Annotated in this window: 17 protein-coding genes; 11 read left to right on the forward strand and 6 right to left on the reverse strand. The window is 60.7% G+C overall.

Annotation, left to right across the window (positions count from 1 at the left end):
• Window positions 1-44 precede the first annotated feature (44 nt).
• The 3 genes from ACK6BI_RS02725 to glnK form a co-directional block, all read right to left on the reverse strand.
• Window positions 45-470, reverse strand: a complete 426-nt coding sequence (locus ACK6BI_RS02725) for a secondary thiamine-phosphate synthase enzyme YjbQ (RefSeq protein ID WP_260521496.1) — start codon at window positions 468-470, stop codon at window positions 45-47.
• A 215-nt stretch (window positions 471-685) separates the two neighbouring features.
• Window positions 686-2,023 carry an ammonium transporter gene (locus ACK6BI_RS02730; protein ID WP_065258150.1) on the reverse strand — a complete coding sequence of 446 codons (1,338 nt, stop codon included), beginning with the start codon at window positions 2,021-2,023 and terminating at the stop codon, window positions 686-688.
• 37 nt (window positions 2,024-2,060) lie between these two features.
• Complete coding sequence (gene glnK / locus ACK6BI_RS02735; RefSeq protein WP_002555808.1) at window positions 2,061-2,399, reverse strand: P-II family nitrogen regulator; 339 nt, start codon at window positions 2,397-2,399, stop codon at window positions 2,061-2,063.
• Between the two features lie 413 nt (window positions 2,400-2,812).
• Here glnK and ACK6BI_RS02740 point away from each other — a divergent pair, with 413 nt between their 5' ends.
• The 8 genes from ACK6BI_RS02740 to ACK6BI_RS02775 all read left to right on the forward strand — a co-directional run bounded on the left by ACK6BI_RS02740 (window position 2,813) and on the right by ACK6BI_RS02775 (window position 11,575).
• On the forward strand, window positions 2,813-3,073 hold the full coding sequence (locus ACK6BI_RS02740) for an accessory factor UbiK family protein (RefSeq protein ID WP_011336527.1): 261 nt from the start codon (window positions 2,813-2,815) through the stop codon (window positions 3,071-3,073).
• A 454-nt stretch (window positions 3,074-3,527) separates the two neighbouring features.
• Entirely contained in the window at window positions 3,528-5,021 is a 1,494-nt protein-coding gene (locus tag ACK6BI_RS02745; protein ID WP_409315899.1) for a YifB family Mg chelatase-like AAA ATPase, read from the forward strand.
• Window positions 5,022-5,391: 370 nt separating this feature from the next.
• Window positions 5,392-6,558, forward strand: a complete 1,167-nt coding sequence (locus ACK6BI_RS02750; protein ID WP_409315900.1) for a hypothetical protein — start codon at window positions 5,392-5,394, stop codon at window positions 6,556-6,558.
• Window positions 6,559-6,632: 74 nt separating this feature from the next.
• Window positions 6,633-7,181 carry an adenylyl-sulfate kinase gene (locus ACK6BI_RS02755; protein ID WP_409315901.1) on the forward strand — a complete coding sequence of 183 codons (549 nt, stop codon included), beginning with the start codon at window positions 6,633-6,635 and terminating at the stop codon, window positions 7,179-7,181.
• On the forward strand, window positions 7,178-7,927 hold the full coding sequence (locus ACK6BI_RS02760) for a class I SAM-dependent methyltransferase (protein WP_409315902.1): 750 nt from the start codon (window positions 7,178-7,180) through the stop codon (window positions 7,925-7,927). Before ACK6BI_RS02755 ends, ACK6BI_RS02760 begins: the two co-directional genes overlap by 4 nt.
• A gap of 6 nt (window positions 7,928-7,933) precedes the next feature.
• Entirely contained in the window at window positions 7,934-10,249 is a 2,316-nt protein-coding gene (locus ACK6BI_RS02765) for a PEP-utilizing enzyme (protein WP_409315903.1), read from the forward strand.
• Window positions 10,246-10,842 carry a gamma-glutamyl-gamma-aminobutyrate hydrolase family protein gene (locus tag ACK6BI_RS02770; protein WP_409315904.1) on the forward strand — a complete coding sequence of 199 codons (597 nt, stop codon included), beginning with the start codon at window positions 10,246-10,248 and terminating at the stop codon, window positions 10,840-10,842. Before ACK6BI_RS02765 ends, ACK6BI_RS02770 begins: the two co-directional genes overlap by 4 nt.
• 19 nt (window positions 10,843-10,861) lie before the next feature.
• Entirely contained in the window at window positions 10,862-11,575 is a 714-nt protein-coding gene (locus tag ACK6BI_RS02775) for a phosphocholine cytidylyltransferase family protein (RefSeq protein WP_409315905.1), read from the forward strand.
• Between the two features lie 14 nt (window positions 11,576-11,589).
• Here the strand turns inward: ACK6BI_RS02775 and ACK6BI_RS02780 are convergent, their stop codons facing one another.
• Window positions 11,590-13,566, reverse strand: coding sequence for a methyl-accepting chemotaxis protein (locus ACK6BI_RS02780; RefSeq protein ID WP_409315906.1), 1,977 nt, complete (start codon window positions 13,564-13,566; stop codon window positions 11,590-11,592).
• 182 nt (window positions 13,567-13,748) lie between these two features.
• A complete protein-coding gene (locus tag ACK6BI_RS02785; RefSeq protein WP_065258153.1) occupies window positions 13,749-14,669 on the reverse strand; it encodes a LysR substrate-binding domain-containing protein in 921 nt (306 codons plus the stop codon).
• A 157-nt stretch (window positions 14,670-14,826) separates the two neighbouring features.
• Between ACK6BI_RS02785 and ACK6BI_RS02790 the strand changes: the two genes are divergently transcribed.
• On the forward strand, window positions 14,827-16,221 hold the full coding sequence (locus tag ACK6BI_RS02790; protein WP_409315907.1) for a NorM family multidrug efflux MATE transporter: 1,395 nt from the start codon (window positions 14,827-14,829) through the stop codon (window positions 16,219-16,221).
• Window positions 16,222-16,269: 48 nt separating this feature from the next.
• Here the strand turns inward: ACK6BI_RS02790 and ACK6BI_RS02795 are convergent, their stop codons facing one another.
• Window positions 16,270-17,940 carry a putative bifunctional diguanylate cyclase/phosphodiesterase gene (locus ACK6BI_RS02795; RefSeq protein ID WP_409315908.1) on the reverse strand — a complete coding sequence of 557 codons (1,671 nt, stop codon included), beginning with the start codon at window positions 17,938-17,940 and terminating at the stop codon, window positions 16,270-16,272.
• Window positions 17,941-18,203: 263 nt separating this feature from the next.
• Between ACK6BI_RS02795 and rep the strand changes: the two genes are divergently transcribed.
• The gene (gene rep / locus ACK6BI_RS02800; RefSeq protein WP_409315909.1) at window positions 18,204-20,213 is read left to right on the forward strand and encodes a DNA helicase Rep; all 2,010 of its coding nucleotides are present in this window, start codon (window positions 18,204-18,206) and stop codon (window positions 20,211-20,213) included.
• Window positions 20,214-20,269: 56 nt separating this feature from the next.
• Window positions 20,270-20,842: a xanthine phosphoribosyltransferase gene (locus tag ACK6BI_RS02805; protein WP_065258157.1), complete on the forward strand. Its 573-nt coding sequence runs from the start codon at window positions 20,270-20,272 to the stop codon at window positions 20,840-20,842.
• Window positions 20,843-20,877 lie beyond the last annotated feature (35 nt).

Genomic DNA, 20,877 nt, shown 5'->3' on the forward strand with positions numbered 1-20,877 from the left:
GAAAGCCGCCGTAAAAAAATCGACAACCATTGGTGACCAACGGTTTATGCCTCTTCACCGTGCAAGGTGGCGAGGACTTTGCGGGCACCGCCATGATCGCGATGCTCACCCAGATAAACGCCTTGCCAGGTGCCCAGTGCCAGACGACCCGCCGAAACCGGCAGGCTGATCTGGCAACCCAGCACGCTGGCCTTGAAGTGCGCCGGGAGGTCGTCCAGGCCTTCGTCGTTATGCTCATAGCCGTCTGCTCCTTGTGGGATCAGACGATTGAAAAATCGTTCGAAGTCGCGACGTACCGCCGGATCGGCGTTCTCGTTGATGGTCAACGACGCCGAGGTATGCTGCAGCCACAAATGCAACAGACCGACGCGGCATGCCTTGAGTTCAGGCAGCCCGGCAAGCAACTCTTCCGTTACCAGATGAAAGCCCCGGGGCCGTGCCCGCAGGGTTATCAGAGTCTGTTGCCACATACAGTTCTCCGCACGTTCGGGGCGCATTCTAGCGCGCTCTGAAAAAAAACAAAGGCCCTAATATTCCTTCAATGGTGTAAGCCATTGGCCGCAGAAAAACGCCCGTCGTAAACACGACCAAAGCCGTACGAGAATTCCATTCAGCCACATCAGGGATGACAAATTCCGGACAAAAAAATGCCCGGCGAACCGGGCAAGTTTTTCAAGGCGCGTGCTTACAGGTTGTAGCCGCGCTCGTTGTGTTGTGCCAGATCCAGGCCCACCGACTCTTCTTCTTCGGTGGCGCGCAGACCCATCACGGCATCCAGCACCTTGAGGATGATGAAGGTGACGATCGCAGTGTAGATCACCGTGAAACCGACGCCCTTGCACTGAATCCAGACCTGGGAAGCGACATCGGTGACAGTGCCGAAACCACCCAGCGCCGGAGCGGCGAACACACCGGTCAGGATCGCGCCGAGAATACCGCCGATCCCGTGCACGCCGAAGGCATCCAGCGAGTCGTCATAACCGAGTTTGCGTTTCAGGCTGGTGGCGCAGAAGAAGCACACGACGCCTGCGGCCAGACCGATGATCAGCGAGCCCATCGGGCCCACGGTGCCAGCCGCCGGTGTGATTGCCACCAGACCGGCGACCACGCCCGAAGCGATACCCAGGGCGCTTGGTTTGCCGTGGGTGATCCACTCGGCGAACATCCAGCCCAGCGCAGCGGCGGCGGTTGCGATCTGAGTGACCAGCATCGCCATGCCGGCGGTGCCGTTGGCTGCAGCAGCGGAACCGGCGTTGAAACCGAACCAGCCGACCCACAGCATCGCCGCGCCCATCAGGGTGTAACCGAGGTTGTGCGGCGCCATCGGGGTGGTCGGGAAACCTTTGCGCTTGCCCAGCACCAGGCACGCTACCAGACCGGCGATACCGGCGTTGATGTGCACCACGGTGCCGCCGGCGAAGTCGAGTACGCCCCAGTCACCCAACAGCGAACCCGGACCGCTCCAGACCATGTGCGCAATCGGTGCGTAAACCAGGGTGAACCAGACACCCATGAACACCAGCATCGCGGAGAACTTCATGCGCTCGGCGAAGGCACCGACGATCAGCGCCGGGGTGATGATGGCGAAGGTCATCTGGTAGGTAACGAATACGGCTTCCGGGAACAGCGCAGTCGGGCTGGTGATACTGGCCGGCGTGATGCCCGCGAGGAAAGCCTTGCCCAGGCCACCGACGAAGGAGTTGAAGTTGACGACGTTGGCTTCCATCCCGGTGGTGTCGAACGCCATACTGTAGCCATAAATGAACCACAGGATGGTGACCAGGCCGGTAATGGCGAAGCACTGCATCATCACGGAAAGAATGTTTTTCGACCGCACCATGCCGCCGTAGAACAGCGCGAGGCCCGGAATGGTCATGAACAGCACGAGGGCCGTCGAGGTCAGCATCCAGGCAGTATCGCCGGAATTGAGGACTGGAGGCGCCACCGGATCTGCCGCCAAAGCCAGGCCGGGCATTACGATGGACAACAGGGCGCCTAGCCCTGCGAATTTACGCAGAGTCATATTGTTTTCTCCTGGGGCGTTGGGTTTGTGGCGGCGCTTAGATCGCGTCGGTATCGGTTTCGCCGGTACGGATGCGAATCGCCTGTTCCAGATTGACCACGAAGATCTTGCCGTCACCGATCTTGCCGGTGTTGGCAGCCTTGGTTATCGCCTCGATAACCCGATCCAGATCCTTGTCGTCGATGGCCACGTCGATTTTCACCTTGGGCAGAAAATCGACCACATATTCCGCGCCGCGATACAGCTCGGTGTGACCCTTCTGCCGGCCGAAGCCTTTGACTTCAGTAACGGTAATGCCCTGCACGCCGATTTCGGACAGCGACTCGCGCACGTCGTCCAGCTTGAACGGCTTGATGATGGCAGTGACTAGCTTCATGAAACTCTCTCCCGAATTGGTGGACTTGCCCCAGGAAAACAAACCCGACTCAAGTCTAAGCGCAGTGCCTGGCTTTGTAACGCATCGTCGGCCCTACCCGCCCGACTGACGCCAGCTAACCGCTCCCGACGAAACTCCCCGTCCCGTCCGGCGCACTGCATTCGTCACAGCGACTGCATCAGTGCATGGGTCACTACCGACTAAGCAGAAAGCTTGCCATCTCGCCAAAATCCCCTGATTTCAATCCCTTGGCCGCGGCCGCCGATGCCATCACCGAAATGGCACACGGGATACGCACAACAACGGTGCGCAGCCGCTCGTCCTTTTGCGCGAAAAGCGTGCATCCCGGCCCGCGCGAATGACTATAGACACTGCGTGATACACTGCCGGCCATTGTTTCCAGGACATATCCCATGCTCGCGCCCAAAGACTTCCTCGACGCCCTGAGCGGCACCGCCTCCCGCCTGTTCAGTGGTGACACGCCATTGCCAAAAGCCGAAATCGAAAGCCAGTTCAAGATGCTGCTGCAAAGCGCCTTCAGCAAACTGGACCTGGTGAGCCGGGAAGAATTCGATAGTCAGATGGTGGTACTGGCGCGGACTCGCGCCCGGCTTGAGAGTCTTGAGGCGAAGGTGGCTGAGCTGGAAGCGAAGCTGACGCCGCCGGCTGAGTGAGACAAGAAGCTAAAACCGCTCCTGCCGAGGCAGAAGCGGTTTCCGTCGGTGCAATTCCTACAGCGAATTATTCCAACGGTCTTGCAGAATCTCGTACAGGCGTAAAGCCCATAGCGCGATCCTGACGAGGTGCAACATATGTTCAAGAAACTTAGACATATTTTGGCCCTCTTTGCGTAGGGCCAAACCTCCGATGCTCTTTCCGGCGTACGAACACCTTCGGGACTACACACGAGTGTGTCCGCTAAGGATGCGCAGGCCTTGGCCTCACCGAAGCCTGCAACTAAAAACCGTCTCCTCAAGGCGGTTTTTTTTCGCCTGAAGATTAGTCATTTCTATTTCAGCAACATCCAGTGAAGCTTTGCCCAGACAACTTTCCCTTCAACTCCCTCCTCCCCGACTACCCTTAAAAAACCCGCAGGAAGCGGCCCCCGATTCAGCTCAAGGAACGACCATGTCCCTCGCCATCGTCCACAGCCGCGCCCAGATCGGCGTGGATGCCCCCGCTGTCACCGTCGAAGTCCATCTGGCCAACGGCTTGCCCTCGCTGACCATGGTCGGCCTGCCCGAGGCGGCGGTAAAAGAGAGCAAGGATCGGGTGCGCAGCGCGATCATCAATTCCGGGCTGCAGTTTCCGGCGCGGCGGATCACGTTGAATCTGGCCCCGGCAGATCTGCCCAAGGATGGCGGGCGGTTCGATCTGGCGATTGCGCTGGGGATCCTGTCGGCGAGTGTGCAGGTGCCGACGTTGATGCTGGATGATGTGGAATGCCTGGGGGAGCTGGCGTTATCCGGCGCAGTGCGGGCGGTGCGTGGTGTCTTGCCGGCAGCGCTGGCGGCACGCAAGGCCGGACGAACGCTGGTGGTGCCGCGGGCGAATGCCGAAGAGGCGTGTCTGGCGTCAGGATTGAAGGTGATTGCGGTTGATCATTTGCTGGAGGCCGTGGCGCATTTCAATGGACATGCACCCGTCGAACCCTATGTCTCGGATGGGCTGATCCATGCCGCCAAACCCTATCCCGACTTGAATGAAGTACAGGGTCAACGGGCTGCCAAACGGGCGCTGCTGATTGCCGCTGCCGGCGCACATAATCTGCTGTTCAGCGGGCCACCGGGAACGGGCAAGACGCTGCTGGCCAGTCGATTACCGGGGTTGCTGCCACCGCTGGCCGAGAGTGAAGCGCTGGAGGTGGCGGCGATTCAATCCGTGGCCAGCGGCGCTCCCCTGACTCACTGGCCACAGCGCCCGTTCCGCCAACCCCATCACTCGGCCTCCGGGCCGGCACTGGTCGGCGGCAGCTCAAAACCGCAACCCGGCGAAATCACCCTCGCCCACCACGGCGTGCTGTTTCTCGACGAACTGCCGGAGTTTGATCGCAAGGTGCTGGAGGTACTGCGCGAACCTCTGGAGTCCGGGCATATCGTCATCGCGCGCGCGAAAGATCGCCTGCGCTTCCCTGCACGCTTTCAACTGGTTGCGGCAATGAACCCGTGCCCCTGCGGATATCTGGGCGAGCCAACGGGGCGCTGCTCATGCACCCCGGACATGGTGCAGCGTTATCGCAACAAGCTGTCGGGGCCGTTGCTGGACCGGATCGATCTGCACCTGACCGTTGCACGGGAAGCCACTGCATTGAACCCGACAATGAAGCCCGGCGAGGACAGCGCCAGTACAGCGATTCAGGTCGCCGAAGCCCGGGAGCGACAGCAAAAGCGTCAAGGCTGCGCCAATGCGTTTCTGGATCTGCCGGGGTTGCGCAGACACTGCAAGTTATCCACAACCGACGAGTACTGGCTGGAGTCAGCGTGTGAGCGGCTGACCCTCTCGCTGCGTTCGGCACATCGACTGCTCAAGGTTGCGCGGACACTGGCCGATATAGAGAAGGTTGATGCCATCTCCCGCGAACATCTGGCCGAAGCGCTTCAGTATCGCCCGGCGACGCAATGACAGGATGGACAGGTGCTTGCTGGCGATGTTTGCCGACTGAAAATAAAGTCCGCACGCGCTGATAGCCATTAGCCAAGATGTGGTATAACGACGGCGCTCTTCGATCAGGCACCAGAGTTTTTAGTTAAAAGCTCAAACTTTAAAGCAATATAAAATGGAGGCGGCACATCATGGAAAAGATCTCCAGCCCACCGGGCGCAATATATTTGATCAATTAAAATCGTCATAAAACGGCATACTCCCAAACAACTGCCGATGACAGATTTTCAATGACTCATTCGCCAAGACAATATCAATCAGTTAATTGTCAACGCGCGCCAGCCGACCCAACTTGTTTTGCCACGGCAAATTTTATAAGCACAAGTCAATAATGAAAAACGTCTATTTGATCAGCAATGTCACCCGTGGCGGCAAAACATACCTCGAATACCTGATCCCTGCACTTGATGCCCTGCGCAACACTTATAACTGCATCGTCCTGCAAACAGACAAGACGGGGCTGAGCCGGCAAGAGGCAGAAGAGATACTCGACTACCCGGTTCAGCAGGTAGGCGTAGAGGTGATCTCGAACCTGGAATCACAAATCGTCATTTCAAACGATGCCTGGGTTGGCCGCGTGCTCGACGATTCGAACTTTGGCATCTTCATGACCCACGGCAATATCGGAATGCCGACTAGGGACAAGTATTACTACGCCGAACTGACGTCCTATTGGGACGTGGTCATTGCTTCGTCCCGATCGGGATTTGACCTGATCAAAACCGGCCTGCAACGCTACAGACCCGACAGAAAAGCCCTGAAATCCCTGATCGCCGATGGCATTGCATTGCGCACAGACATGCGCAAGACAAGTCCGGTCGCGACGTTGCCAATCAAGGTTCCCCGGTTCTTCGAGTCCGCTCCCGTGTCGAACAGGACATCGGGGGACTACGTTGTCGGGCTGCTGCCGACACAATTGGGTATTTGCCCAAGTGGCGCGTCGCTGTACGAAAACCTGCAAACCGTGATCAATGCCGTCAGGTCACAGATTGCACATGCCCGGTTCATCCTGCGTCCGTACATGGCTGACCTTGAGCATCCAACCCTGAAGGACCTGTGCAAACAGCTCTCTGTGTATGACTGGATCACCATAGACAAGCCAGGCACCAGCAGCACGGTTTTCTACCAGCAGTGCGACACCATCATTACCGACGCCTCGACCGGTGGTGTGTCGTTCATGCTCCACTCGTGCAAGCTGCCAATCTATTACGTTCCGACCTCCGATGAATGCAATCCGATTGTCGACGCCTGGTTGCAACAGATGAATAACCTGCTGCCCATCGCAAAAAACGCTGACGAACTAAAAGAGCTGGCACTGGGTTTCAGTCTGATGTCCCCCGACGACAATTATTTTATATACAAGAAGTTCTACGAAACGCAGTACCACAACTTGCCGTTACCGCAGGATGTGTTTCATGACTTGATCGAGAACAAGCATGACTCGATGTTCTGCCAGTCAACCATCGACTCCTTTGGCAACATCAAAGAACGTGACTGAACACAGATGAACCGCGTTACGCCTGCTGCAAGGCTTAACGCCAGATACCTACACGGAACACTGGCAAGATTGCTATGAAATGTGACCCTCGCGCGCAGGTGATATGGATTACGGGCCTCTCGGGCGCCGGCAAATCAACGCTAGCCGGTGAGCTCGTTGCCCGTCTGCGCAGCGATGACCAATCGGTTGTGATGCTCGATGGCGATGAATTGCGCGAGGTGTTCGGTGCCACCGCCGCCAACTCGCAGAACCATGGCCGTGAAGGTCGACTCGCGCTGGCCATGCAATACGCCCATCTCTGCAGAATGATCGCGGCGCAAGGCCACACCGTGGTTATCGCGACAATCTCGCTGTTTCGTGAAGTTCATGCGTGGAACCGCGCCCATCTGCCCGGTTATTTCGAGGTTTACCTGAAAGTGCCGGTAGAGGAGCTCAGCCGCCGGGATCCCAAGGGCATCTACCGTCGGTTTCATGCCGGTGAACTGAACAACGTTGCCGGACTTGACCTGCCCGTTGATGAACCGCAAGCGGCGGACTGGCTGGTTGAATTCGACCCCCTGCGCTCCGGGCAAAGCCTGGCAGACGATTTACTCAATAAAATTTATACAAGGAATCTGGTATGAAAACAGAATGGGATTACACCACCCTGGCCGACGCCTATCTGAAGCGTCCTGACTACGCCGATGCCGCCATCGACGCGATGCTCTCGATCGCAGGTGCCGAACAGGGTGACAATTTCTGTGACGTCGGCGCTGGCGTTGCTCACCTGACGTTGATGCTGGCCGCTCGTGGCCTGGACGTTACCGCCGTGGAACCCAACGATGCGATGCGCGCCAACGGCATCCAGCGCACCGCCGAGCTGGCCAATGTCAAATGGCACGAAGGCACCGGCGAAGTGACCGGCCAGGCGACCCAGGCGTTCGACATGGTCACCTTCGGCAGCTCGTTCAACGTCTGCGACCGCCAACAGGCCCTGAAAGAAACCGCGCGCATTCTCAAGCCTCGTGGCTGGTTCGCCTGCATGTGGAACCACCGCAATCTTGAAGACCCGATTCAGGCCCGGATCGAAGCCATCATCAAGGAGCGAGTACCGGGTTATGGCTACGGCACCCGTCGCGAAGACCAGACGGCCGTGATCGACGCCAGTGAACTGTTCGGCCCGGTCGTACACCTGGACGCCCGAGTCATTCACGAGCAGAGCATCGAAGAATGCCTGGAAGCCTGGCGCTCCCACGCCACGCTGGAGCGTCAGGCCGGCGCGAACTTCCACGCAGTGATCAGCGCCATCGACGACTACCTGAAAGGCCTGAAGACGCCTTCGATCCAGATTCCGTACTCGACGAACATTTGGGTCGCCCAGCTGAGATAACGCCTGATGGCCGTGCATTTCTCTACCAAGGCCGGCACGCTGTCCAGCCTGCAAGGACGACTCGCGTCGGCCCGCATTGCGCCGCTGCTGGCATTCACCGTGGCGGACTGGCAACGGGACCGGCAAGCCTGTGTACAGGCTGTCCAGGGACGGCTGCCTGCCGCTCCCTGGATCGTGCGTTCAAGCTGCGGACGCGAAGACAGCGCCCAGGCGTCCTTCGCGGGCGCCTTTCTGTCGATCCCTGATGTCGATGACGCAGGGCTGGCCTCGGCGGTTGAACAGGTGATCGCCAGTTACGGCGAGGTGTATCCGTCGGACGAGATCCTGATCCAGCCCATGCTGCGGAATGTGCTGCGCTCCGGCGTCGCGTTTTCCCATGACCCCAACACCTGCGCCCCCTATCGCGTGGTGAACTGGTCGGAAGGCAGCGACACCGCCTCGGTGACCGGTGGCATGGGCGGTCGGCTCTGGCAGCAGGCCGCCCACAGCAAAGTTGCAGCACCTGCGTCCCTCGCGCCCGTGATTGGCTTGCTTGAAGAGCTGCTGCCGCTATTCGGCGGCGTGCCGCTCGACTGCGAGTTTGCAATCACCGGTGAAACCGACGGCGAAGTGCTCTGGCTGCTACAGGCCCGGCCGCTGATTCTGCCTTCCCGTCCGGAATCCGATGCGGAGCAGGCCGCCCGCCTGGAAAGCATTCAGCGCAAAGTGGCGCGCGGCATGCGACCGCATCCTTTCCTGATCGGCCAGCGCACGGTCTATGGCGTGATGCCTGACTGGAACCCGGCCGAGATCATCGGTATCCGGCCCAAACCGCTGGCACTCTCGCTGTACCGGGACCTGGTGACCGACTCTATCTGGGCCTACCAGCGTCACAACTACGGCTACCGCAACTTGCGCAGCTTTCCGCTGATGCCGCACTTTTTCGGCCTGCCCTATATCGATGTGCGTTTGTCGTTCAACTCCTTCATTCCGGCAGATCTTGATGAAGATCTGGCCGGGCGGCTGGTCGACTACTACATCGATCGGTTACTGGCCGAGCCGACACTCCACGACAAGGTGGAGTTCGAAATCGTGTTCTCCTGCTACACCCTGGATTTGTCGCAACAGCTGGAACGCCTCGCCGATGCAGGCTTTCAGCCCCACGAGCTGGACGCGATCAGCACCAGCCTGCGCAAGCTGACCAACCGTATCGTCCATCCCAAGGACGGCCTATGGCGCAGCGATGCCAACAAACTTGATGTGCTCAACGCCCGCCGCGATGAGTTCCTGGCCTCCGATGCCGATCCGCTGGAGCGCATTTACTGGCTGCTGGAGGATGCAAAACGCTACGGCACCCTGCCTTTCGCCGGCCTGGCGCGCGCCGGATTCGTCGCCGTGCAGATGCTCAGGTCGCTGGTGTCCGTGGGCGTGTTTTCGCAGGCTGACTACGATGCGTTCATGGCGGGGGTTTCTACCGTCAGCGGTCAGTTGGCACGGGACCGGGCGACGCTCGACAAGACGGCTTTCCTGGCGCGTTACGGGCATCTGCGACCGGGTACCTACGACATCCTTTCACCTCGCTACGACGAAGCACCGGAACTTTATTTCGACTGGACTCAACGTCCGGCCGCCCCGGAACCGCTTCAACCGTTTTCGCTGACGCTGCCACAGATGCGCGAGATCGTGAAACTGCTCGAAGCCCATGGCTTGCAGCCCGATCCGGTAGGTTTGCTGGACTTTCTGCAGAACGGTATCGAACTGCGGGAGCTGGCCAAGTTCCACTTCACCCGTAATCTCTCCGACGCGCTGGCATTGATCGCGCAAGTCGGTGCCGAGCACGGCATCGGTCGCGAAGACTTGGCCTATTGCGATATCCGCGCCTTCACCGAACTGCACGTGGCGGCAGCGGATCCGAAAGAGGTACTGCTGCGCAGCATCGAACAGGGCAAGGCGCGCTATGCCGAGACGCTCAAGGTCTCCCTGCCACCGGTGATCACCCGACCGGAAGATGTCTGGTGTTTCGAGTGGCCGGAAACGGCGCCCAATTTCATCACCCAGAAACGCGTGACCGCGCCGGTTGTGCTGTGCGACGACCGGGACAAACTCGCCGGGGCGATCGTCTGTATTCCCAACGCGGATCCGGGGTTCGACTGGTTGTTCGCCTACCCGATTGCAGGATTGATCACAGCGTGGGGCGGCGCCAATTCACACATGGCGATCCGTGCCGGCGAACTGGGCTTGCCGGCCGTCATTGGTGCGGGTGAAGTGCTTTACCGGCGCTGGTCGACGGCGGATTTCCTGCACCTGGATTGCCCGGGCCGCCGGGTAGAGATGATGGCATGAAGGTTGTCGCCGTCAGTCAGCGAGTGGACAGTCACCCGGAACGCGGAGAAGCCCGTGATGCGCTGGATCAGCGACTGATCGGTTTCCTTCTGGCAGCCGGTTTCGTCCCGGTGCCAGTGCCCAACGGCTTGCCGCTCGATCACTGGCTGGCGGCCGTCGCGCCCCACGCCATCGTGCTGTCGGGGGGCAATGACATCGGTCAGTGCCCGGCCCGCGACCGTACCGAAAGCGAGTTACTGGATCACGCAAGCGCGCGTCAGTTGCCAGTGCTGGGCATTTGTCGCGGCATGCAGATGCTGGCGCACTGGTCCGATGGCGAGCTGAAACCAGTCACCGGTCATGTGCGAACCCGACATCGGTTGTCCGGCCGGATCGTTGCCGAAGTGAACAGCTATCACGGCCTCGCCCTTGCTGGCTGCCCGCAGGGTTTTGAAGTCATGGCCCGCAGCGAAGACGGGGAAATCGAAGCCATCCGCCACCTTCAACTGCCGTGGGAAGGCTGGATGTGGCACCCGGAACGTGAAGCGGATTTTGCCTCCCACGACCTGAAGCGAATCCGGCAGTTGTTCGGCGAACCCCACTCCTCTCAATAACCCACGGGATAGACGTGTTGTGAAAGCCATTATTCTGGCTGCCGGACGTGGCAGCCGCATGAAAAGCCTCACGGATGAGCGCCCCAAGTGCCTGGTCGAATTGCGGGGCAAACCTCTGCTCGAATGGCAGCTGGAGTCCCTGCGCGCGGCCGGTATCAGTGAAATCGCCGTGGTCACCGGCTATAAGCGTGAGTTGCTGGCCGACCGTGGCCTGATCGAATTCCATAACCCGCGCTGGGCGGACACCAACATGGTCTCGTCACTGGCCTGCGCCGAATCGTGGCTGCAGGGCGAGCCATGCATCGTCAGTTATTCCGATATTTTCTACAGCCCGGCTGCAGTTCAATCGTTGATGACCCACACGGCGTCACTGGCGGTGACCTATGACCCCAACTGGCTGGAACTGTGGACGCAACGTTTCGGCGATCCGCTGCTGGATGCCGAAACCTTCCGCCTGACCGACGCCGGTACGCTGGCGGAAATCGGCAACAAGCCGCAATCGGTGGACGAAGTTCAGGGTCAATACATGGGTCTGCTGCGCTTCACCCCCGAGGGTTGGGCGGAGGTTGTTCGGATAAGAGCCGGACTGACCGCGGAACAACGCGACAAGATGCACATGACCAACACTCTGCAGCGCGTCATCGATGCAGGCCGGGTTCCCATCGAGGCTGTTGCCTATACGGGAGAGTGGGGAGAGGTCGACTCCAGCGAAGACCTCTCCGCGTACCAGTAAGCGGATACGCCATCTCAACGGAAGCGGTCGACCTCTTGGCGCAGATCGGCCGCCAGGCTTTCCAGCTCCTTCGCGGTAATCGCCAGGTTCGACACCACCTCACGCTGTTCGCTGTTGGCCAGCGCAATGCTCTGCAGATTGCTGCTGAGCAACGTCGCGGTGCTGCTCTGCTCCTGAGTCGCCGTGGTGATTGCCGCAAACTGCTGCCCGGCTGAGCGGCTCTGCTCATCGATACGCGCCAGCGCCGAAGCGACATTGGCGTTGCGCGAAAGGCCTTCCTGCATCAGCACGTTGCCCTGCTCCATGGTGCTGATGGCGTTGCCGGTTTCCTGCTGGATGCTGTGGATCATTCCGGAAATTTCGTCGGTCGCCTGACGGGTGCGCGACGCCAGATTGCGCACTTCGTCCGCCACCACGGCAAAACCGCGACCCTGCTCACCGGCCCGGGCCGCTTCAATCGCCGCGTTGAGTGCCAACAGGTTGGTCTGTTCGGCAATCGAGGTAATCACGCTGACGATGCCACCGATTTCCTGGGAGCGCTGACCCAGCGTGTTGATCACGGCCGCCGTGGTGTTCAGCGCGCCGGCAATCTGCTCCAGCGAGGAAGACGCCTCCTCCATCGAGCTGCGACCGATCTGGGTCTGCTGGGCATTTTCCTGGGCCAGGCGCTGGGTATTGCCCATGTTGTCGGCAATGTTCAGCGAGGTGGCGGAAAACTCTTCAACCGCGCCCGCCATGCTGGTGATTTCACCGGATTGCTGCTCCATGCCTTCATACGCACCACCGGACAGACCGGACAGCGCCTGAGCACGGTTGTTGACCTCTTCCGAGGCGCGACGAATGTGCTCGACCATGGTCGACAGGGCCTGGCTCATCTGGTTGAAGGCGCGGGCCAACTGGCCGATTTCATCGTTGCTCGAGACGTTCAGGCGCACACTCAGATCACCGTCGCCCAAGGCTTCGGCCTGACGCACCAGATCACCCAGCGGTTGCAGCTTGCTGCGCAGCAGCCACACCGCCGAACCCACCGCGATCAACATCGCCAGCAGGCTGCCGATGGCCAGTTGAATGCCGACGCTCCAGGTGACTTCGCGGATCTCGGATTTCGGCATGCTCGCCACCACCGACCAGGGTCCGCCTTCGAACGGTACGGCGATGCTGTAGAAGTCTTCGGACGTATCGCTCCAGAAGCGGCCCTTGCCCGGCGTTTTCGCCAGACCGCTGACCACCGGCACCGCCTGATCAGGCGCCTGCACACCGGCTGGCGCAACCAGCCATTTGTTCTGTTCGTCCAACAGCGCGAGGGAACCGCTCTGGCCAATGCGGAAACGCTTGAGGTTATCGAACTGGGCGTTCTGCGCATCGGTGTAATCGAAGCCGACGAACAGCACCGCAATCACTTTGCCGCTGCTATCGCGCACCGGGGTGTACTGGGTCATGTAGGAACGATCGAACAGCAGCGCACGGCCGACATAGCCCTGCCCCGCCATCAACTTCGCGTAGGCCGGGTGCGCGTGATCGAGCAAAGTGCCGATGGCGCGGGAGCCATCCTGTTTGGTCAGCGAGGTGCTGACCCGTACGAAGTCTTCGCCGCTGCGCACGAACAGGGTGGCAACACCCGCCGTCATCTGCTTGAACTCGTCGACTTCCTTGAAGTTGTTGTTCAGCACTTCGCTGCCCAGATGCAGGCCCGGGGTCCGGGTGCCCGCCACGCTGACCGGTTCGTCGGCATGAAGGCTCAGACCCGCGCTGAAGCGCTTCTCGAACAGACCGCTCAGGCGCTGGGTGCTTTCACGCAGCGTGCCATGGAAGGTGCTCAACTGGTCGGAGAGCAGGCGTGCCTCGCTGGCCAGGTGTTCTTCACGGGTGGACAGGTTGGCGGCGTCCAGCGAACGCAGGGCGAACACGGTACTGCCGCTGATGACAATTGCCAGTATCACAGCGAGCGCGAGGCCCAGCTGCGAGGCGATCCGGGCGCGAGGTTGAGACATGGACAGCTCCTGGCCGAGTCTGCGTATCCTCCCTGATCGCGGCTCGGAACATTTCTAATAATGGGGGTGAGGCGTGAAACCGGCACGACGGTTCCACCTGGACGTATTCGGCGGTGAACGCGAATACTTGAGCGCTCAGCAGGGTTATGGCCGAGGGCCGGCATTGTGGCGGCTAGAACGTTTCAGCTCAAGCGCGCGACCTGCGGCAGTTCCATCGCCCGAACCTCACCCTGAAGAAAATCACTGAGCCGGCGCAAACGTTCACCTCCCGGACGGGTCTTCGGCCATACCAGGTAATAATTCAGGCCGCTGGCGACCGCCGTCGGCCACGGCAGACTCAAACGCCCCTGGGCCACATCCTCGGCCACCATCAGCAGATCGCCCATGGAGACGCCATAACCCCGGGCCGCCGCGATCATTCCCAGTTCGAGGGTATCGAACACCTGCCCGCCCTTGAGCGACACTTGATCGGACAGGCCCATGTGCTCCAGCCAGCTGCGCCAGTCGCGGCGATCCGGGGTCGGGTGCAGCAGTTCGGTGGCGGCCAGTCGCTCCACATCCCAGGGCTGGTCATTGAGCAGGTTGGGCGCGCCCACCGGGATCAGCTCTTCCGGGAACAACAGGCTGGCCTCCCAGTCCGGCGGGAAATGCCCGTCGCTCAACAGCACCGCGCAATCGAAGGGTTCGTTGTTGAAGTCCACCGAATCCACGTCCATCCAGGCACTGGTCAGTTGCACTTCATTACCCGGCTGCAAGTGACGAAAGCGACTGAGCCGCGCCAGCAACCAGCGCATCGTCAGGGTCGAGGGAGCTTTCATGCGCAGGATGTCATCTTCGGCGCGCAAGGTATTGCAGGCTCGTTCCAGGGCCGCGAAACCTTCACGGATGCCGGGCAGCAGCAGACGGGCCGACTCGGTCAGTTGCAGGTTGCGGCCACTGCGGTGGAACAGCCGACAGGCGAAGTGTTCTTCAAGCGTGCGGATATGTCGGCTCACCGCACTCTGAGTGATCGACAACTCCTCGGCCGCGCGGGTGAACGAGCTGTGCCGCGCCGCTGCTTCGAATGCGCGCAGGGCATACAAGGGGGGCAGGCGACGGGACATACACAGGGCTCCGGTTGCGGGATAGCGTCAACTTAGCAGAATTGGATCAGGATGAGTTTTAATCATGCCACCCATCCTTTTTATCCCTTTGTGCATCCCGTGCCAAACCCCGAGAATCGACGGTCTCCTGCTCCCTCTTTTATAAGGATGTGAAACCATGCAGCGTCCTGTGCGTACCGAACTCTGGGCCATCCTGCGGCTGGCGGGGCCGTTGATCGCCTCGCAGTTGGCGCACATGCTGATGGTGCTGACCGACACCCTGATGATGGCGCGTCTCAGCCCGGAAGCGCTGGCCGGCGGTGGCTTGGGCGCGGCGAGCTATTCGTTCGTGTCGATCTTCTGCATCGGCGTGATCGCGGCGGTCGGCACCCTCGTGGCGATCCGTCAGGGCGCCGGCGACATACTCGGTGCCGCCCGGCTGACCCAGGCCGGATTGTGGCTGGCGTGGCTGATGGCGCTGGGTGCCGGGTTGTTGCTGTGGAATCTGAAACCGGTGTTGCTGTTGTTCGGTCAGACCGAGACCAACGTCAACGCCGCCGGGCAGTTTCTGATCGCCCTGCCGTTCGCCCTGCCCGGCTACCTGAGCTTCATGGCCTTGCGCGGCTTCACCAGTGCCATCGGCCGGGCGACGCCGGTGATGGTCATCAGCCTCGGCGGTACCGTGGCCAACTTCCTGCTCAACTACGCGCTGATCACCGGCATGTTCGGTCTGCCGAAACTGGGGCTGACCGGTATCGGTCTGGTCACGGCGATCGTCGCCAACTGCATGGCGCTGGCGCTGGCGTGGCATATCAGTCGGCACCCGGCTTATGACGCCTATCCATTGCGCCACGGGCTGTCGCGACCGAACCGGCAGTACCTGAAAGAACTCTGGCGCCTCGGTCTGCCAATCGGCGGCACGTACGCGGTGGAAGTCGGGCTGTTCGCCTTCGCGGCGCTGTGCATGGGCACCATGGGCAGCACCCAATTGGCGGCGCATCAGATTGCCCTGCAGATCGTTTCTGTGGCGTTCATGGTGCCGGCGGGCATGTCCTACGCCATCACCATGCGTGTAGGCCAGCATTTCGGCGCCGGGCAACTGGGCGATGCGCGGATGTCCGGCCGGGTCGGCATCGCCTTCGGCGCGGTGGTGATGCTGGGGTTTGCCATGGTGTTCTGGTTGCTGCCGAATCAGCTGGTCGGGCTCTTCCTCGATCACAATGATCCGGCATTTGCCGAAGTCATCCGCCTGGCGGTGAGCCTGCTGGCTGTCGCGGCATGGTTCGAGCTGTTTGACGGCACCCAGACAATTGCCATGGGCTGCATCCGTGGGTTGAAAGATGCGAAAACCACGTTTCTGGTGGGGCTCGGTTGCTACTGGCTGATCGGCGCGCCGTCGGCATGGCTGATGGCGTTCCATCTGCACTGGGGACCGACCGGCGTCTGGTGGGGGCTGGCCCTGGGTCTGGCCTGCGCAGCAATCAGTCTGACGCTGGCATTCGAAGGGAAGATGAAACGAATGATTCGGCTGGAGACGCCAACTCAAGGCTTCAAGGTCGCTCAAGCCGAATGAGCTTCACCTTGTGGGAGCGAGCAGGCTCGCTCCCACGCGGATTCAAGGTTAAACCACAATGTCCAGCGGAGGCTGGCTGGCGTCGGCAATCAGGTAGTCAACCAGTTCCGCCAGCGGCAACGGCTTGCTGATCAGGTATCCCTGCACCTGATCGCAGCCGAACCCGCGCAGCAGATCCAGTTGCTCCGGGGTTTCCACCCCTTCGGCCACCACTTCCAGATGCAGGTTGTGCGCGAGGTTGATCATCGCGTGCACCAGTTTGCGGTTTTCCTCGCGCTGCTCCATGCCACCGACAAAACTCTTGTCGATCTTCAGCAAGGTGATCGGCAGGCTGTTGAGGTGCACGAACGACGAGAACCCGGTGCCGAAGTCGTCCAGCGAGAAGCGCACGCCGAGGCGGCCGAGGGCGTCCATGGTCTGCTTGACCAGATCGCTGCGGCGCATGACGGCGGTTTCGGTCAGTTCGAATTCCAGCCACTGCGCCTCGACCCCGCGTTCAGCGATCAAACGGCTGAGGGTCGGCAGCAACTGGCTGTCCTGAAACTGGCGGAACGACAGGTTGATCGCCATGTGCAGCGCCGGCAATCCACGCTCGCGCAACACCTGCATGTCGCGCAGGGCCCGGGAAATCACCCAATAGCCCAGCGGCACGATCAGGCCGCTCTGTTCGGCCAGCGGCACGAATTCGCTCGGCGGCAGCAGGCCGCGTTCGCTGTGGCGCCAGCGCACCAGCGCTTCGAGGCCGACGATCTGGCCGTCCTGCAGGTTCAGGCGCGGCTGGTAATGCAGCTCCAGTTCATCGCGACGCAAGGCCCGGCGCAGCTCGCCTTCGAGGTCGGCGATGCTGCGTGCGTTGCGGTTGATCCGTTCGTTGAAAATATGAAAGGTGCAGCCTTGCGTGCTTTTGGCCTGCTGCATGGCGATGTGTGCGTGCCACATCAGCGGATCGGCGCCGCCCTGGGCCCGGGCGTGAGCGATGCCCAGACTGGAACCGATCAACAGGCTTTCACCGTCGATCCAGTAAGGTTCGGCCAATGCTTCGGTGATGCGCTCGGCCATCCATTCGGCCCGTTGCGGAGCGCGACGGGTGTCGATCAGCAGGGCGAACTCATCGCTGCCCAGGCGTGCCAGTTGATCGCCGGCCTCCAGCTGACTTTTCAGCCGCGCCACCACCTGCAGGATCAAGCGATCTCCGGCCTGATGGCCAAGGGCATCGTTGGCGTAGCGAAAGTTATCGAGATCGAGGTGCCCGAGGGCCAGACCGCGACCGTCGTTCTCGGCGAGGCGGGCTGTCAGCAAGGTCTGAAAACCCTGGCGGTTGGCGATGCCGGTCAGCGGATCCTGCTCGGCCAGGCGTTGCAGGGTGTTTTCCAGCACGCCGCGCTCACGGACATGGCGCAGGCAACGGCGCAACATGCCCGCATCGAGGGCATCGAACACCAGCCAGTCGCTGACCCCATCGGGGACGGCTGCCGGTTCGGACTCCAGCAGCAACACGGTCGGCAGACTGCAGCGCCCGGGCGCCGGCTGCAACGCGGGAACGGTCAACAACACCGCCTGGCGGTTGTCTTCGAACAGACTGCTGACCGACTCCCAGCTCGGCGCGCTGACCAGCACCGCCGCGCTCCCCATTGGAGCCAGACACTCGCGCAATAACGCTGTCCACGCCGGCTCTTCGGCCAGGAGCAGCAAACGCAAGGGTTCGACAGGCGTAGACAAGCTGACTCCCTAGACTCTGCAATGATGTGGGCGGCGGGCATTATGCCGTTGCGAAGACCAATGACCAATGACAACGGCTATCAAAACGTTATTTTGTGTCACGAATGAGTACATTAGCCGCAAAATCACCGCGCATCCTCCGCGAAACTAACAAAACCGGCAAATTTGAACCGCGTGCTGCGTCACAAGTCGGAGAGAGCGGCACAAATCGCTGAGCCTGTTAAAATGCCGGCCCATTTCGTCAACGACTCCCGAATTTTCGTATGTCCCGACTCAATCCCCGGCAGCAAGAAGCCGTGAACTACGTCGGCGGCCCTCTATTGGTGCTCGCCGGCGCCGGCTCCGGCAAGACCAGCGTGATCACCCGCAAGATCGCGCACCTGATCCAGAATTGCGGCATCCGCGCCCAGTACATCGTCGCCATGACCTTCACCAATAAGGCGGCCCGCGAGATGAAGGAGCGGGTCGGCACCCTGTTGCGTGCCGGCGAGGGTCGCGGCCTGACGGTCAGTACCTTCCACAACCTGGGCCTGAACATCATCCGCAAGGAGCATGAACGGCTGGGCTACAAGCCCGGTTTCTCGATTTTCGACGAAACCGACGTGAAGTCGCTGATGACCGACATCATGCAGAAGGAATACGCGGGCGACGACGGCATCGACGAAATCAAGAACATGATCGGCGCCTGGAAAAACGACCTGATCCTGCCGGCCCAGGCCCTGGAAAACGCACGCAATCCCAAGGAACAGACAGCCGCCATCGTCTACACCCACTACCAACGCACGCTCAAGGCGTTCAACGCGGTGGACTTCGACGACCTGATCCTGCTGCCGGTGAAGCTCTTCGAAGAGCACGCCGACATCCTCGAAAAATGGCAGAACAAGGTGCGCTACCTGTTGGTGGACGAATACCAGGACACCAACGCCAGTCAGTACCTGCTGGTGAAAATGCTCATCGGCAAGCGCAACCAGTTCACCGTGGTGGGCGACGACGACCAGTCGATCTACGCCTGGCGTGGCGCGCGACCGGAAAACCTGATGCTGCTCAAGGAAGACTACCCGTCCCTGAAAGTGGTGATGCTGGAGCAGAACTACCGCTCCACCAGCCGCATCCTGCGCTGCGCCAACGTGCTGATCTCGAACAACCCCCACGAATTCGAAAAGCAGCTGTGGAGTGAAATGGGCCACGGCGACGAGATCCGCGTGATCCGCTGCCGCAACGAAGACGCCGAAGCCGAGCGCGTGGCCATGGAAATCCTCAGCCTGCACTTGCGCACCGATCGCCCGTACAGTGATTTCGCGATCCTTTATCGCGGCAACTACCAGGCCAAGCTGATCGAGCTGAAACTGCAGCACCATCAGGTGCCTTACCGTCTGAGCGGCGGCAACAGCTTCTTCGGCCGCCAGGAAGTGAAAGACCTGATGGCCTACTTCCGCCTGATCGTGAACCCGGACGACGACAACGCCTTCCTGCGCGTGATCAACGTGCCGCGCCGGGAGATCGGCTCGACCACCCTGGAAAAACTCGGTAACTACGCCACCGAACGCAAGATCTCGATGTACGCCGCCACCGACGAACTCGGCCTGGGCGAACATCTGGACAGCCGCTTCACCGATCGCCTGTCGCGCTTCAAACGCTTCATGGACAAGGTCCGCGAGCAGTGCGCCGGCGAGGACCCGATCTCGGCCCTGCGCAGCATGGTCATGGACATCGACTACGAGAACTGGCTGCGCACCAACAGCTCCAGCGACAAGGCCGCAGACTACCGGATGAGCAACGTCTGGTTCCTGATCGAGGCCTTGAAGAACACCCTGGAAAAAGACGAAGACGGCGAGATGACCGTCGAAGACGCCATTGGCAAACTGGTCCTGCGCGACATGCTGGAACGTCAGCAGGAAGAGGAAGAAGGCGCCGAAGGCGTGCAGATGATGACCCTGCATGCGTCCAAGGGTCTGGAATTCCCTTACGTGTTCATCATGGGCATGGAAGAGGAAATCCTCCCGCACCGCTCCAGCATCGAAGCCGACACCATCGAAGAGGAGCGCCGCCTGGCCTACGTGGGCATTACCCGCGCACGCCAGACCCTCGCGTTCACCTTCGCCGCCAAGCGCAAACAGTACGGCGAGATCGTCGACTGCGCCCCCAGCCGCTTCCTCGATGAGCTGCCGCCGGACGACCTGGCCTGGGAAGGCAATGACGACACCCCGACCGAAGTCAAAGCCGTTCGCGGCAACAACGCACTGGCCGATATACGCGCGATGTTAAAGCGCTAGAATTGACCACTTTTACTAGACCTTCGGCGCCAAGGGCGCCAATTGAGGACAGCTTCATGGAAGCCCTGCATCAAAAAATCCGCGAACAAGGCATTGTGCTTTCCGACCAGGTCCTGAAAGTCGACGCTTTTCTGAACCACCAGATCGACCCGGCCCTGATGAAGCTGATTGGCGACGAGTTCGCCGCGCTGTTCAAGGATTCGGGCATCACCAAGATCGTCACCATCGAAGCCTCGGGTATCGCTCCGGCGGTCATGACCGGTCTGAACCTCGGCGTGCCGGTGATCTTCGCCCGCAAGCAGCAGTCCCTGACCCTGACTGAAAACCTGCTGTCGGCGACCGTTTACTCGTTCACCAAGAAGACCGAAAGCACCGTGGCCATTTCCCCGCGCCACCTGACCAGCAGCGACCGCGTGCTGATCATCGATGACTTCCTGGCCAACGGGAAGGCATCCCAGGCGCTGATTTCGATCATCAAGCAGGCCGGCGCCACCGTGGCAGGCCTGGGTATCGTGATCGAGAAATCGTTCCAGGGCGGTCGCGCCGAGCTGGATTCCCAAGGTTACCGCGTCGAGTCGCTGGCTCGCGTGAAGTCGCTGGCGGGCGGCGTCGTGACCTTCATCGACTGATCACTGACTCAACTGCGCCGCAATACTTGTGGGAG

The sequence above is a fragment of the Pseudomonas sp. KCJK9016 genome (assembly GCF_046231795.1).
Lineage (GTDB): Bacteria > Pseudomonadota > Gammaproteobacteria > Pseudomonadales > Pseudomonadaceae > Aquipseudomonas > Aquipseudomonas bananamidigenes.

Bases quoted from the DNA above. Each gene is read 5' to 3' on its own strand.
- glnK (WP_002555808.1), bottom strand. From the start codon at position 2,399: ATGAAGCTAGTCACTGCCATCATCAAGCCGTTCAAGCTGGACGACGTG.
- ACK6BI_RS02750 (WP_409315900.1), top strand. From the start codon at position 5,392: ATGAAAAACGTCTATTTGATCAGCAATGTCACCCGTGGCGGCAAAACA.
- ACK6BI_RS02790 (WP_409315907.1), top strand. From the start codon at position 14,827: ATGCAGCGTCCTGTGCGTACCGAACTCTGGGCCATCCTGCGGCTGGCG.
- ACK6BI_RS02805 (WP_065258157.1), top strand. From the start codon at position 20,270: ATGGAAGCCCTGCATCAAAAAATCCGCGAACAAGGCATTGTGCTTTCC.
- ACK6BI_RS02770 (WP_409315904.1), top strand. From the start codon at position 10,246: ATGAAGGTTGTCGCCGTCAGTCAGCGAGTGGACAGTCACCCGGAACGC.
- ACK6BI_RS02725 (WP_260521496.1), bottom strand. From the start codon at position 470: ATGTGGCAACAGACTCTGATAACCCTGCGGGCACGGCCCCGGGGCTTT.
- ACK6BI_RS02755 (WP_409315901.1), top strand. From the start codon at position 6,633: ATGAAATGTGACCCTCGCGCGCAGGTGATATGGATTACGGGCCTCTCG.
- ACK6BI_RS02785 (WP_065258153.1), bottom strand. From the start codon at position 14,669: ATGTCCCGTCGCCTGCCCCCCTTGTATGCCCTGCGCGCATTCGAAGCA.
- ACK6BI_RS02730 (WP_065258150.1), bottom strand. From the start codon at position 2,023: ATGACTCTGCGTAAATTCGCAGGGCTAGGCGCCCTGTTGTCCATCGTA.
- ACK6BI_RS02780 (WP_409315906.1), bottom strand. From the start codon at position 13,566: ATGTCTCAACCTCGCGCCCGGATCGCCTCGCAGCTGGGCCTCGCGCTC.
- ACK6BI_RS02765 (WP_409315903.1), top strand. From the start codon at position 7,934: ATGGCCGTGCATTTCTCTACCAAGGCCGGCACGCTGTCCAGCCTGCAA.
- ACK6BI_RS02760 (WP_409315902.1), top strand. From the start codon at position 7,178: ATGAAAACAGAATGGGATTACACCACCCTGGCCGACGCCTATCTGAAG.
- ACK6BI_RS02740 (WP_011336527.1), top strand. From the start codon at position 2,813: ATGCTCGCGCCCAAAGACTTCCTCGACGCCCTGAGCGGCACCGCCTCC.
- rep (WP_409315909.1), top strand. From the start codon at position 18,204: ATGTCCCGACTCAATCCCCGGCAGCAAGAAGCCGTGAACTACGTCGGC.
- ACK6BI_RS02745 (WP_409315899.1), top strand. From the start codon at position 3,528: ATGTCCCTCGCCATCGTCCACAGCCGCGCCCAGATCGGCGTGGATGCC.